This window comes from Paenibacillus wynnii, from assembly GCF_030812855.1.
Lineage (GTDB): Bacteria > Bacillota > Bacilli > Paenibacillales > Paenibacillaceae > Paenibacillus_AQ > Paenibacillus_AQ wynnii_A.
The window spans coordinates 80,554-94,276 of sequence record NZ_JAUSTK010000015.1 but is presented as its reverse complement, the minus strand read 5'-3'; the positions used below and the strand labels follow the sequence as shown (position 1 = coordinate 94,276).

Genomic DNA, 13,723 nt, shown 5'->3' with positions numbered 1-13,723 from the left:
GGCGCAGCAAGGGATGAAAGCGTTTTATTAAAAGTTCATTAAAAGTTACAAAAAATTAATATTTACAGATTGATATAAACTAAAAAAGGCCGAGAAACCCTCTAACATCAAGGGGTTTCCGGCATTTTTCTTCTGAATCAAAAGTTACAACCATGTCTTTAAATGACTATGTAATTTAGTCTTTACTCTGAATTATGAGCAGTAATCCACTCTCAATAGTGACCGTACCTATTGGAGCAGCCAGCCTATTACTAACACCTAGAGATTGTCCAAGTTTCAATGTGGCATTGGTTAGTGGGTATTGAAATCCCTCAAGTGTGATCCCGGTTACTTCAGGAGTCAAAGGCAGTAAAGATACATAAGTATAACCTCGTTCTTCTACAATGGCTTGAGATCCTGTGAGTGTAACATAGTTATTGCAATCCATAACGGAACAGCTGACCTGACGTTGAAGCGCTCTTGTCATCATTTGAATGCTGGCTAAAGTATGATCGATCCGTGTGCCAGTGACTCCCAATAACAAAATGTGCTCGGGTTGTGTGTTCAGGGCAAGATCGAGAGCCATTTCACTATCTGTCAAATCCTTATTGACGGCGTCACAAGTGATCGTTTCCTTGCTTCCTGCTTCAACCAGTTCCAGTGCCCCGGCAGGAATAGAATCGAAATCACCTACTGAGATATCGGGGGTTACCCCGTTGGTTATCAGGAAGAGAGCTCCGCTATCGGCGCCTATAATAAAATCTTCTTCATCTAATACACTTAAATATTCAGAGGAAAGCACTCCACCTGCAAATATTACGACTCTTTTGGATGGCATCAGAAGCCTCCCTTTCATTGAGGATTAAAGTTTGTAATCTTGTCCTAGTATAATGTCTTTTGAAAAGTTGTACAATTGCCTTGGACAGCGCTAAAATAAGAAGTGTGCGTCTCATCGTCGAGATTGCTGAATTAGATCAGGAAGTTACCCCTTGGAGGTGGAAGAGATCGTAAACGTTCTTTTTGTCTGTCTAGGAAATATTTGCCGTTCACCTATGGCTGAAGCTGTATTGCGTCATAAGGTCAGCGAGCAGGGTCTTTCCCAAAAAATTGTAGTTGATTCTGCAGGAACTGGAGATTGGCATATTGGTAAGGCTCCTCATGAGGGTACCCGCCAAATTCTAGATCAAAATGGAATCGGGTATGAGGGGATTGCAGCCCGTTTGGTAGACAATGATGATTTTGACAAGTTTGATTATATAGTTTGTATGGACAAGTCTAATGGAAGCAATGTTCGTAAGCTGCCCGGTGGGGAAGATGCAGAGTTGCTGTTTTTTATGGATCTCCTGCCTGAAGAGGAATTGAGAGAAGTGCCTGACCCTTATTTTACCGGTAATTTTGAGCAGGTTTATGATTTGATCGATGCTGGCTGTACCGTTTTGCTTAACAATATCATTAGGGAAAAGCTATAGCTTCTATAAAGGCTCCTTAAAAATAAAAGAAAGTATAAGCATTCACTCATACTTTCTTTTATTTACGGGAAAATGGGCTAGGTAGTGTTTTTCTAGACTCAGGCTGTAAACTCCTATCCATTATTACATACATAAAGTTCCTGAGTTGTTCACTTATTTTAAGTTCAAAGACGTTTTATTGGTTTAAAAAGTAGAGTAGTGATTCCGGAAGCTCCAGCTGCCAGAATCCCCAGAGATGCTTACCGTCTTTTTCACGGTAGGATACGGTTGCACCCCGCTGATCCAGCAATGCTTTGGTTTCCCTGTTCATTTCAACAAAGTCATAAACTCCTGTATCGGTCTTGAAGTCCGTTTCCTGGAGTCCTACTACCATGTTGATATTCAGCCATGACAGGTCTGTTTCTCCGGCTAGTATTTCCTGAGTCTCAGGGTAGAATGCACCGGAGAGACTGATTACTCGATGAAAGAGGGCTGGATAAGCAAGGGCTAGATGAAGTGATACACTACCGCCTAGGGAGTCACCTGCAATGATGCGTTCACTAGGTGTCCGGCGTACTGGATAATTGTGTTCAATGTAGGGAATAATCTCTTCGGCAAAGCAAGACAGATACTGCCTGAACCTGTTGCCAAATGGAGCATATTCTTGTGTTCTCACGGCGACATCAACTTCCACACCGACGATGATAAACGGCTCGACATCTTCTTCCAGGATTAGTCGTCCTGCCAGAGTGGCAATACGTCCGAAGTTAAAGAACTCCTCACCATCCTGGCAATAGATTACGGGGTAGCTGAGAATCTCATTGTATCCCGGAGGCAGATATATACGGAGCTTTCGGTTCTCCTGCAAATGCTCGCTCCAAAGGGTTTGCTTCATTATTGTACGTTTCAGAAAAACAGGTTCACTCAAAGTCGTCACGTCACCTTTCTTGTCGTATTTTGCAATAGTTACGGCATTACGTTAAAATTACCCATGAAGCAAATGTGCTAAATATCATTTACTTTTGGGAAAATGCCACATCTGTTATACAAATATATTAAACCTGTTATACATACAAAATTTATGAAAGTATAAATTTTATGCGTATTTCTTTGACGAAAGAGATAAAACAGGTGTATAATAATTCTATAACAGAGGCAGCTGATATTCAAATTTTTTTATTGAGGTGAAGATAATGAGTAAAGTTCCTTATGAAGTGTATACAGAGGACGTGGAGGCTCTTTCGGTACTTTCCCCGGATGGAGAAGTTATCAATAAAGATAAAATGCCAACACTTACCGACGATCAATTGAAAGAAATTATGTACCGCATGGTATTTACCCGTACTTGGGATGACCGTGCTGTAAATCTAGGCCGTCAAGGCCGTCTGGGCTTCTATGCACCGGTATCCGGTCAAGAAGCAACAATGATAGGCAGTGAATTTGCTCTTGAGAAAGAAGATTTCGTATGCCCGGGCTATCGTGATATTCCACAGCTAGTATGGCATGGGCTTCCTTTATACCAAGCATTTCTATATTCCCGTGGACACCAACATGGTGGACAAATTCCTGACGGTGTAAACGTATTGATGCCGCAGATCATCATTGGCGCTCAAATTCTACATGCCACTGGTATCGCGATGGGCTTCAAACTTAAAAAACAAAAGAGTGTTGCAATTACTTATACAGGTGACGGAGGTTCCTCCGAAGGAGACTTCTATGAAGGCTTGAACTTTGCAGGCCGCTTCAAACTGCCGGTTATATTCTTTGTACAAAACAACGGTTATGCGATCACAACTCCGTTTGCGAAGCAGACTGCAGCTAAATCGATTGCTCACAAAGCCATTGCAGCCGGTATCCCTGGGGTCAAGGTTGACGGAATGGACATCTTTGCTGTAATCCGCGCTGTACAAGAAGCCGCTGAACGCGGACGTAACGGCGAAGGCGCAACACTGATTGAAGCTGTAACTTATCGTTTCCGTCCACATTCCCTTTCAGACGATGCCAGTAAATATCGCTCTAAGGAAGAAGAAGGACAATGGAATGAGAAGGATCCAATCGCTCGTCTTGCCAAGTATTTGGAGAAGAAAGGCCTTTGGACCGAAGAAGATACACTGCGCGTGAGAGAAGAAGCGAAAGCTACAGTTAACGAGCAGATCAAAAAAGCAGAACAAACCGAAAAAATGACTATTTCAGGATTAATCGATACTATGTTTGAAGTAACACCTAAGCATTTGGAAGAGCAAAAAGCCGATTTTGAATAAGGGGGATAACAGGCAATGGCACAAATGAACATGAAAGAAGCGATCCGCGACGCCATGCGCGTCGAACTGAATCGTGATCCTAACGTCCTTATCTTCGGAGAGGATGTTGGTAATGTTGGCGGTGTTTTCCGTGTAACGGAAGGGCTGCAGAAGGATTTTGGCGAAGATCGTGTATTTGATACACCGCTGGCAGAATCCGCAATCGGCGGTTTGGCAGTAGGACTTGGTGTACAAGGCTTCCGTCCAATCGCAGAGATCCAATTCATTGGATTTATCTTTGAAGCACTAGATCAAATCGTTATTCAAGCCGCACGTCTTCGCTGGCGTTCAGGCGGTAAATATAATGCACCAATCGTTTTCCGTACTCCATTCGGCGGCGGCGTTAAAGCAGCTGAGCTTCACACTGATTCATTAGAAGGCTTGATCGCTCAAAGCCCTGGTATAAAAGTAGTCATCCCATCCAATCCTTACGATGCTAAAGGACTTCTTATTGCATCAATCCGTGATAACGATCCTGTATTTTTCATGGAGCATTTGAATCTGTACCATGCATTCCGTGCAGAAGTGCCGGAAGGTGAGTACACGGTTGAGCTGGGTAAAGCAAACGTGGTTCGTGAAGGTTCTGACGTAACCATCGTAACTTACGGCCTGATGGTACATACTGCTGTCAAAGCGGCCGAACAGCTTGAGAAGGAAGGCATTCAAGTAGAGGTCATCGATCTGCGTACAGTAAGTCCAATTGACATCGATACCGTTATGGAATCCGTGAAGAAGACCAATCGTGTTATCGTTTTGCAAGAAGCACAGAAGAGTGCGGGCGTAGCCGCTGAAGTTATCGCACAAATTAACGAAAAAGGCATTCTCCATCTGGAAGCGCCGGTGCTTCGTATTGCAGGTCCTGATACTGTATATCCATACGCTCAAATCGAAGATACATGGCTTCCTAACCCTGCACGTATTATTGCAGGCGTGAAGAAAGTTCTGGATTTTTAAATAGCTCTAGAGTATTAATTTCCAAATAGGAGGTTTTCGAAGTGGTAAAATTCGAGTACCGGTTCCCTGAACTGGGCGAAGGCCTGCATGAAGGCGAAATTATCAAAATGCATATTAAGGCCGGCGACAAAGTAACCGATGACGATATTGTTATGGAAGTACAGAATGACAAGGCAGTGGTAGAAGTACCATGTCCTGTTAATGGTACTGTTCTTGAAGTATTTACAAAAGATGGCCAGGTTTGCCGTGTTGGCGAAGTTGTAGCTATTATTGATGCAGAAGGAGACGTTCCTGAACAGGAAGGTCACGCTGAAGCACATGGATCCCAAGAGGCGGATGCAGCTAAGGGTAGTGCAGATACAACAACTTCCCCTGCAGCAACTAGTCCGGTGGCAGCTGGCGAAGGCGGAGGAGTAGCTGCAGTACCAGCTCCAGACCGTGATGTTTTGGCTACACCTAGTGTTCGTAAATTTGCCCGTGAGCAAAATGTGGACATCTCCAAGGTCAACGGTAGCGGCAAGGGCGGCAAGATTACTCGTGAAGACGTTGAAGCCTTCGTGAGTGGTGGTTCCGTAACCGCAGTAGCTCCAGCAACAACTGAAGTGGCAGCACCAGCAGCAACTGAAGCAGCAGCTCCAGCAGCGAAAGCAGCAGCAACTCCTGTAGCAGGCAACGTAAGCCTTGAAGAAGAACGCGTACCTTTCAAAGGTATCCGTAAAGCGATTGCTAATGCGATGGTTAAATCGGCTTACACTGCACCGCATGTAACGATTATGGATGAGGTTGACGTAACTGAGCTGGTAGCATTCCGCGCTCGTATGAAACCTGTCGCTGAGAAAAAAGGCGTGAAGGTAACTTACCTTCCGTTCATCGTCAAAGCACTGGTTGCGGCTTCCCGTCAATTCCCTGCTCTTAACGCCATGATTGATGAAGAAACTAACGAAATTGTATACAAGAAGTATTACAATATCGGTATTGCAACAGATACAGACAACGGCTTGATCGTTCCTGTTATCAAAGATGCAGACCGTAAGAGCATCTGGATGATCGCTAGCAGCATCAGCGACCTCGCATTGCGTGGACGCGAAGGTAAACTTGCTCCGAACGAAATGAAAGGCAGCACGATATCCATCAGTAACATTGGTTCTGCTGGCGGTATGTTCTTCACTCCAATCATTAACTTCCCTGAAGTGGCTATCCTCGGAACAGGCCGCATCACTGAGAAACCAGTAGTTAAGAATGGTGAAATCGTAGCAGCTCCAGTAATGGCTCTGTCCCTAAGTTTTGATCACCGTATTATTGATGGAGCAACAGCACAGAACTTCATGAATTACATTAAAATGCTGCTTGCTAACCCTGATATGCTAGTTATGGAGGTGTAATTAATGGTAGTGGGAGATGCTTCACTCGATATTGATACATTGGTAATTGGTGCTGGTCCCGGCGGATATGTAGCGGCCATTCGTGCCGCCCAGCTGGGCCAGAAGGTTTTGATCGTAGATAAATCGGAATTGGGAGGCGTATGTCTCAATCGCGGCTGTATTCCTTCCAAGGCGTTGATCGCTGCAGCTCATCAATATGAATCCGCACAGCATGGTGAAGCTTTCGGTGTTACCGCCGAAAACGTCAAGGTAGATTTCGCCAAAACTCAAGAGTTCAAAAACAGCGTAGTCAAGAAAATGACCAGCGGTGTGACGAGTCTCATGAAAGGCAACAAAATAGAAGTATTTAACGGTGAATGCATGTTCATAAGCGACACGGAAGCACGTGTGTTCAATGATCATGAATCTCCGCGTTACCGTTTCAAACACTGCATCATTGCAACAGGTTCCCGCCCGATTGAGCTGAAGCCTTTCCCATTCGGTGGACGTATTCTGTCCTCAACCGAAGCGCTTGAGCTTCCGGAAATTCCGAAGAGCATGATCGTTATCGGCGGTGGATATATTGGTGCTGAGCTAGGTCAAATGTATTCCAAATTCGGTACTAAAGTTACCATCATTGAAGGAATGGATACTGTTCTGCCTGGTTTTGACAAGGATATGACTCGTCTGGTTGCCAAGAATATGGCGAAGACAGGCATCGAAATCGTAACCAATGCAAAAGCGGAGAGCGCTGTTCAGAATGACAAGGAAGTTACGGTGAAGTACTCTGTTGGCGGAGAAGCCAAAGAAGTTACAGCGGAATACCTGCTTGTTACCGTAGGACGTCGTCCGAATACGGATGGTGAGTTGGGTCTGGATCTGATCGGTCTGGAGCTTGACGAACGTGGTTTGGTTAAGGTTGACCATCAAGGTCGTACGAATATCCCTAACATTTTCGCTATCGGCGATATCGTACCTGGTCTAGCATTGGCTCACAAAGCATCCTATGAAGGCAAAATCGCGGCCGAAGCGATCGCAGGACACAAATCCGTTGTTGACTACAAAGTCATTCCGGCTGTCGTGTTCACCGATCCTGAATGCTCCAGCGTTGGCTTGACGGAAAAAGAAGCGAAGGACAAAGGCTACAAAGTGAAGAGCGGTAAATTCCCGTTCGCCGGCAATGGCCGTGCGGTTTCTTTGAACAACGCGGAAGGTTTTGTCCGAATTGTAGCTAACGAAGAGAACAATCTCGTTCTCGGCGCACAAATCGTAGGTATTGAAGCTTCCAACTTGATTGCTGAGCTTGGTCTTGCAATTGAAATGGGTGCTACCCTTGAGGATATCGCTTTGACCATTCATGCACATCCAACTCTGGGTGAAATCGTCATGGAAGCGGCTGAGCTGGTAGAAGGTCATCCAATTCACGTGTTGAAATAATAATTAAATTACAGCTTGCTTAGGCAAGCTGTAAAAGAGGCCTCCCAAAGTCATTGACTAGGGGAAGGCCTCTTTGTTTTGTACAAATATAAAAAAGTGTAAGCTCAATTTATACTTTGCCCGATTATCGGTAGCCTCGAAAAGCGCGCTCCCTCTGGGGATGGCTTAGCCTATTCTACTTAGGTCATCAAATAAAAAGACGTTCGTTTTTTTGGTTTTGCAGCCTGTGCTGGGCGAGGTCTTTTCTTTCTCTTAATAGGAGGGATGAAGGATATTTTTCATTTCCTTCTGTTAACTTGGTGTACCTTTCATTCCATAAGTGGAGGATCAGTCCTTCCAATAGATTACAGTTAATAGCTTTATTATCCATGGAATATAAACGGGTCAAGGCTTTTTTAATTCCTCCTTCTAAATAGCTGCAATGAACCTCCGCCATCTTTACAGCTGAAATTGAAGCACCTTGTTTTAACGCAAGCTTTCGATAATAACGACTTAGGGTGAATTCACGCTTCTCAGCAAGTATGCTGGCTAAAGTCAACCAGGCTATCGGATGTTTAATAGCGGGGGATGTTACAATGGCTTGAATAGCTGAACGGATATCTGTTTGCTCGTTAATGACGGTTACCATCCATCTACGTCCTGCTTCTACATGAGCCGGATTCCATTGAAAAGTATTCTGGTAGCATAGCTGTGATCGTGTTTTTTCACCCAAAGCTTCGTAGATGCTGCCGAGTGCAAAATAAGCCTTATCCGTCCCCATTCCTTTTTCGGCCAAATAGCCAGAAGAAATGGCGTCTCCTAGAGCAAGACAATGATAGAAAGGAAGAAGGGCTTCCTTGTATTTATTTTGAGCGGTGAAAAGCATCCCTTTTAAATAATACAAATCAGTGTAATCCGGAAAATCTCCTATGCCTTTTTCCAGAATGGAATGGGCTTGTTCCCAATGCTCTATTTTCAAATAACAATATACCAATATTTTATAGAGACGGGCTACCCAGGGTTGTTTATCCCTAATTAAACTTCTAGCGCGTTCAAAGGGGATAATGGCTTCTTTGTATTGAAGCAGGACAGTATATTCCACTCCCAAGTTATACAAGTTGAACTCATCGTCAGGCCGTTGCTCTGCTTCTTTGAGTAAAATACGTATATTACGGATACTTCGGTTTCTTATCTTATCCATGTCTCCTTCATTTCCATGATGGATGAACCGGATATCGGAGGTGGCTAAATTACCGGCGGATATGCTGCGAATTTGCTCGTGAATGGCACCCGTAAATCGATAAGCGGGATCATTTCGAAACAAGCGAACTGCTGGGAAATGTTCCTCCTGACTTCCTGATGAAGATGCAATCTGATTTACGATTTCCACAAAATATCCATCAGCTTCCGCTTCGCCAATCATCTTCAACAATCGAGGCCCATCGTCCGGATGTAGTGTTTCGTCGGCATCCATAACTAAGATCCAGTCCCCGGTTGCTTCTTCCAACGAAAGATTGCGAGCTTCCGAGAAATGATCGTTCCAGCGAATCTGTACCAATAGGGTAGACAGCTCTTTAGCCAGCGTTATTGTATGGTCGGTAGATCCCGTATCGACGATTACGATCTCATCGACAATGCCTCTAACACTGAGAATAGCTCTACTTAATTGATCCTGCTCATTTCTGACAATCATGCATAAACTCAGACGCGGGCAAGTTTTATCCATAATGGGGAACCTGCTTTAAGCGTGTACTTTCAGGATATTGCTCTAAGCCACCCCTAATCGTTAATTCTCTTTCGCTAATCCGAATTTCTATTAGCTTTAGTAAGCTCGGACCCGGATCGTCCAATGCGTCCAGCATCTTTTTTGCCGGCTCCGTATGTTCTTCAGCCCACAACATTGCCATCAGGTAAGCGGAAGCTTCTACATAATGCGGATGGTTCAACGGAACGTTGGCGAGCAGGGGAGCAGCTTGTTCCCAATGGTCTAAATGATAGTAACAGATGCCTCGTATCCAATCGGTTTGGTCTGCCCAAAGGGGGTCGGTGAAGTGATCCAGAAGGGATACAACCGTTGAATAAGTCCCCAGCTCATAATAATGCTTCGCATATTGGAATCTAAGCTGCTCATTCTCAGCTCCCAGGAATACATGTTCTTCCAGAAATCGAATCAGCTGTGATAATTCCTTGGAAAAACGTTGTTGAATTACCTGCATGACTTCTGGATATAAAGGTTTGCAACGTAAAGAACGGCCGTATGCTGTGAAGGCTTCCTGATGTTTTCCGAGCTTCTCATATACGCGTCCCAAAGCAAAATACGCTTTATAACTGGTGATCCCTTCCTCTTTGACATAGATATCGGGCACGTTCTCGAGGCGGTGATCCATTACTAGACAATGGATGAAGTCGGCCACTGCTTGGGGATAAATGCCTAATTTCTCGAAATAGAGGCCCCTCATGTAATATAAATCCGGATAATCGGGAAAATACTGAACACCTTGTTGGAGTGTGGAAAGATGTTTTGGGTTAGGCTCTAAGTGAAGATAGCAAAGGGTCATCAGCTTATACATCCGCGCTTCATAACCGGTCTCTTGATCTAATAGATCCAAGGATGTTGTATAATGCTTCAAAGCTGTGGAATATTGCTTTAACCTAACATATTCGGTACCCAAGTTATAATAGACAAAGGCACTGTTCGGATTTTTAACCTTTTCCTTCATTAAAATTTCCAAATTTCTGATGTGCTTTTCTTTGGCCAAGGTGACCGAGGGCATATAGCCGAAATGATGAATAATCAGGCCGCTCAGAGCAACATTTGCATCTTGCAGGGGCAGTTGTTCATGTAACGCTCCAAAATAACGAAATCGGGGCTGGTTTCTGAACAACCGGAGACCGACACTTTGTTCGATCAAGGATTTGGCATCATCACTGTAATTACAGATGTTCATCAGAAAGCCTTCAATATCCTTCTCTGCATCAGTGACCATTTGCCGAATCGTAACAGAAGCTTCCAGAGTCTCATCAGCGTCTAGAATAAGTATCCACTGCCCCTTGGCACGGTCAATGCCAAAGTTTCTGGGTGCGGCAAAATCCTGCTCCCAAGGACGATGATAGATTTTCGCTCCAAAGCTGAGTGCAATCTCACAGGTGCGATCCGTTGAACCTGTATCTACGATTATGATTTCATCGATTGCATCTTTTACACTGTTTAAGCAGTCCATCAGAAATCGCTCTTCATTTTTGGTGATCATACACAGACTAATGCTCATGGTGAATCATCTCCATCCAATCGGACAATTTCTGCTTCGTGGCCTGATCAATCTTACGGCTGCGTCTACCTTGCTTTAAAATTTTTTTGGTTTTAATCCGCCACAGGCGGTCCCACAATAAATAACCCCAGACCCCCAATTCTTCCGTTTGGCCCATGCCTACAATCCGTTCCGCTAGTTCGAACTGCCCGGAGACCCAGACTTTTCTGCACATCGCTTCTTTATATTCAAACTTTATTCGTTCATTCTTAAGGCGAAGAAAGATAGCTTCAAGCTTGTCGAAATCATGATTGTCCACCAGTAATTCCGCTGGTTTTGTCCATAAGTGCTCCATTTCAGACTGCAGCAGCCATTCCAGCAAGGGCTCGGCTACAGCAGTTTGCTTCAACCAAAGCAGATGCTCGATCAACTTGGCCAATGCTTCCATCCCGTTTTGTGTCAAAGGAGCTTTTAGAGGCTCTTCTCCACAGATCATTCGATGGACCGTTAAGTACATAATCCGAACGGATTCGGAAATACTACTGGATTGTTGCAAGCGTTCCACTAACGTTTCCGCCTTGTTCAGTTGTCCTTGGAACCAATAATTTTGAATTCGCCGCTGTAGAACAGGGTCAAAATAAGGATGTATTTCATCAATTTTCACAAAAGTGCGCTCCGCTTGATCTCCATCTCCAAGCATCATGCAGCATATACCTTTTACGAACCAAAGCTCTTCCTGGGTAGATCCCAGCTTCTTCACCTCATCCAGATGTGAAAGTGCCTGGTTATATTTCCTTTGCAAACATAAGATATCGATGATGCTCATCCTTTGCTGCAGATCGTTCCGGTCAATGGTTGTCAGTAACAATTCTTCCAGATCTCCAAGTTCGGAATGGTTGTCAATTAACGCCCCCATAGCATACAAGGAATCATCAAATGAAGGCTGCATATGATATGCCTTTCGATAGAAATCTAGTGCTAAGCTAGTGTTAGCCAATTCTTCATGAATTTGACCCAGCAAAAAGTAGGCTTTAAAGGTGCCTACGCCAGTATCGGAAACCATAGATACCGGGGCTTCACCGATTTTCAAGCATAACTCTAAGGCACCTATGGCCTTGCCGTATTGCTTCAATTGTTTGTGGCACTGTCCTTGCAAATAGTATAAATCTGTATATTGCGGAAAGTGGCGCTGCCCTTGGGCGATGATACGCAGGGCATCCTCTTCTTTTTCTAATTGAAAATAGGCCCAAGCCAAGCATTTATACAAATGTGAATGGAATATATGATACGAACTGGCTCTCTGCAACGATTGTTGAAAATGCTCTATGCTTTGTTCAGCCTGATTGGAATTCAAGAGCTCTATTCCATATACATAATGAAGATAGGGATCGTTTGGATTCTCCTCTATGTCCATTGAGAGAAGTCGCATCTTTAATTGATAAATTGAAGATTTCCGCTCGGGATCGGGTTGATGAAGGATGGTGATCGGCTCTTCTTTGACGTTGGTGAGTTTTTCTTCGTGGATCCGTTCGAACACCCGATTCTGATAACGGTACTCTTCCCGGTTTCGAAATAGGCGAAGTGCTTGAGTGGACGAGAATGCGGCTTGGCTCTGCCACTGTGTAGAAATATAAAAGAGGTACCCCTCAACTAATGGATTTTCAAGGAGAGGTTTGATTCGTATGAGGTCGGAGGGAGATACCGTTTCATCCGCATCCAGGAATAATATCCATTTGCCGCTGGAATGTTCAATTGCATAATTCCTGACATCACTAAAGCTGTCATTCCAAGTTCTCTCGAATACTTTTGCTCCCGCATGTTTGGCAAATTCCAGTGTACGGTCCTTTGAGCCCGTATCGACTACAATGACTTCATCCGCTATTTCCTCTATCGAGGCCAGACAAAAAGGTAATGCTTGTTCTTCATCCTTCGTGATAATACAGACGCTTAAGAGGTTGGGCTTATTCATGTCCGGTTTCACCTTTCTGTGCCATTTCTCTTTCTAATGTATGTTTATTTCTAGATAGACGTTCGAATAAAAAAATGGAGCAATAGGCTGGTAGATAAAAGGGCTCCTGACGAACTGAAAGTCCAAACAAGTGCTTACTCCAAGCATATAAATACGGTATGACGGAAGAAGAGAGGAATTGATAGATGTGAGTATGAAAGTTTTTACAGATACACAGACTCAGTTTTTTTCCACAGTATTCCAGCCGACTGCATCAAATCTGAAGGTTGAACCCGTGCAAACCACCGCCTCCAATTTGCAAACTATGGTGAGCCAAAGTTCCGCTTCAAACCTGAATGCAAGAGTTAGCCAAAGCGCCGCATCACTCTTGAATGCCAGAGTCAGACAAACCGCTGCATCACTCTTGAATGCCAGAGTCAGACAAACCGCTGCATCACTCTTGAATGCCAGAGTCAGACAAACCGCTGCATCACTCTTGAATGCTCGAGTCAGACAAACTGCTGCATCACTCTTGAATGCTACAGTCAGACAAAGCGCCGCTTCACTCCTGCAAACTACATTGGGGGATCGCAAAGTTATTACTGCCGACCTTGCAGGATCCGTTACAACAACAGGGACATACTCAAGTACGTCCTCGATTAACGTTGTCTCGTTAAGCCAGTTCAGCTTTATGATCAAAGGCGGAACTGCTACCACAAATCTGAAACTCCAGTTAAGCCCTAACGGAACAACGGATTGGCTGGACGATGATACGGTTACTCGTACATTGGCTGCTGGAGCATTAACGATCTATACAGCTACACGCTACAGCCGTTTTGCAAGACTTGCTTATAAAAGAGGAACAGCTGCCGGAACTTCAACTATTAGCATCTTCTATCAAGGACAGGTTTAATTAGCTAGGCTCCGAACGGACCGTTTCGCTTTTCCGCAATCGTTCCGTCCTCTCCGTTACTATCAGCGGAGAACATTGAAATCTTCTCTAAAAACAGCAAAAAAACCTCTCTTTGGTAAAATGGAAGTACGACCCGCCATTTCAAAAGGAGAGGTT

General features: G+C 44.3%; 11 protein-coding genes. 6 read left to right on the top strand and 5 right to left on the bottom strand.

Going from position 1 to position 13,723, the window contains the following annotated elements; all coding sequences use genetic code 11:
- Window positions 1-175 precede the first annotated feature (175 nt).
- Complete coding sequence (locus J2T20_RS15565) at window positions 176-817, bottom strand: thiamine diphosphokinase (RefSeq protein ID WP_307589817.1); 642 nt, start codon at window positions 815-817, stop codon at window positions 176-178.
- 166 nt (window positions 818-983) lie between these two features.
- Between J2T20_RS15565 and J2T20_RS15560 the strand changes: the two genes are divergently transcribed.
- On the top strand, window positions 984-1,448 hold the full coding sequence (locus J2T20_RS15560) for a low molecular weight protein-tyrosine-phosphatase (RefSeq protein ID WP_307589855.1): 465 nt from the start codon (window positions 984-986) through the stop codon (window positions 1,446-1,448).
- Between the two features lie 175 nt (window positions 1,449-1,623).
- Here J2T20_RS15560 and J2T20_RS15555 read toward each other — a convergent pair whose 3' ends face one another.
- Window positions 1,624-2,355, bottom strand: a complete 732-nt coding sequence (locus J2T20_RS15555; protein ID WP_307589816.1) for an alpha/beta hydrolase — start codon at window positions 2,353-2,355, stop codon at window positions 1,624-1,626.
- A 265-nt stretch (window positions 2,356-2,620) separates the two neighbouring features.
- Between J2T20_RS15555 and pdhA the strand changes: the two genes are divergently transcribed.
- The 4 genes from pdhA to lpdA are packed head-to-tail and all read left to right on the top strand — an operon-like array spanning window position 2,621 to window position 7,479.
- A complete protein-coding gene (gene pdhA / locus J2T20_RS15550) occupies window positions 2,621-3,688 on the top strand; it encodes a pyruvate dehydrogenase (acetyl-transferring) E1 component subunit alpha (protein WP_036656023.1) in 1,068 nt (355 codons plus the stop codon).
- A gap of 15 nt (window positions 3,689-3,703) precedes the next feature.
- Entirely contained in the window at window positions 3,704-4,681 is a 978-nt protein-coding gene (locus J2T20_RS15545) for an alpha-ketoacid dehydrogenase subunit beta (RefSeq protein WP_307589814.1), read from the top strand.
- 41 nt (window positions 4,682-4,722) lie between these two features.
- Entirely contained in the window at window positions 4,723-6,063 is a 1,341-nt protein-coding gene (locus J2T20_RS15540) for a dihydrolipoamide acetyltransferase family protein (protein ID WP_307589812.1), read from the top strand.
- 3 nt (window positions 6,064-6,066) lie between these two features.
- A complete protein-coding gene (gene lpdA / locus J2T20_RS15535) occupies window positions 6,067-7,479 on the top strand; it encodes a dihydrolipoyl dehydrogenase (RefSeq protein WP_307589811.1) in 1,413 nt (470 codons plus the stop codon).
- 187 nt (window positions 7,480-7,666) lie between these two features.
- Here lpdA and J2T20_RS15530 read toward each other — a convergent pair whose 3' ends face one another.
- From J2T20_RS15530 to J2T20_RS15520, 3 genes are read right to left on the bottom strand one after another with little or no spacing between them, the layout of a single operon-like run.
- Window positions 7,667-9,184 carry a glycosyltransferase gene (locus J2T20_RS15530; protein ID WP_307589809.1) on the bottom strand — a complete coding sequence of 506 codons (1,518 nt, stop codon included), beginning with the start codon at window positions 9,182-9,184 and terminating at the stop codon, window positions 7,667-7,669.
- The gene (locus J2T20_RS15525; RefSeq protein ID WP_307589807.1) at window positions 9,177-10,727 is read right to left on the bottom strand and encodes a glycosyltransferase; all 1,551 of its coding nucleotides are present in this window, start codon (window positions 10,725-10,727) and stop codon (window positions 9,177-9,179) included. The genes J2T20_RS15530 and J2T20_RS15525 overlap by 8 nt, the downstream gene beginning before the upstream one ends.
- Window positions 10,717-12,675, bottom strand: a complete 1,959-nt coding sequence (locus J2T20_RS15520; protein WP_307589806.1) for a TPR domain-containing glycosyltransferase — start codon at window positions 12,673-12,675, stop codon at window positions 10,717-10,719. The genes J2T20_RS15525 and J2T20_RS15520 overlap by 11 nt, the downstream gene beginning before the upstream one ends.
- Before the next feature lie 193 nt (window positions 12,676-12,868).
- Between J2T20_RS15520 and J2T20_RS15515 the strand changes: the two genes are divergently transcribed.
- Window positions 12,869-13,567 (top strand): DUF6385 domain-containing protein, encoded by a 699-nt coding sequence (locus J2T20_RS15515; RefSeq protein ID WP_307589854.1) that lies wholly within the window; start codon window positions 12,869-12,871, stop codon window positions 13,565-13,567.
- Window positions 13,568-13,723 lie beyond the last annotated feature (156 nt).

Excerpts from the sequence above, each read along its gene's own strand:
- J2T20_RS15515 (WP_307589854.1), top strand. The coding sequence starts at position 12,869 with ATGAAAGTTTTTACAGATACACAGACTCAGTTTTTTTCCACAGTATTC.
- J2T20_RS15525 (WP_307589807.1), bottom strand. The coding sequence starts at position 10,727 with ATGAGCATTAGTCTGTGTATGATCACCAAAAATGAAGAGCGATTTCTG.
- lpdA (WP_307589811.1), top strand. The coding sequence starts at position 6,067 with ATGGTAGTGGGAGATGCTTCACTCGATATTGATACATTGGTAATTGGT.
- pdhA (WP_036656023.1), top strand. The coding sequence starts at position 2,621 with ATGAGTAAAGTTCCTTATGAAGTGTATACAGAGGACGTGGAGGCTCTT.
- J2T20_RS15530 (WP_307589809.1), bottom strand. The coding sequence starts at position 9,184 with ATGGATAAAACTTGCCCGCGTCTGAGTTTATGCATGATTGTCAGAAAT.
- J2T20_RS15565 (WP_307589817.1), bottom strand. The coding sequence starts at position 817 with ATGCCATCCAAAAGAGTCGTAATATTTGCAGGTGGAGTGCTTTCCTCT.
- J2T20_RS15520 (WP_307589806.1), bottom strand. The coding sequence starts at position 12,675 with ATGAATAAGCCCAACCTCTTAAGCGTCTGTATTATCACGAAGGATGAA.
- J2T20_RS15545 (WP_307589814.1), top strand. The coding sequence starts at position 3,704 with ATGGCACAAATGAACATGAAAGAAGCGATCCGCGACGCCATGCGCGTC.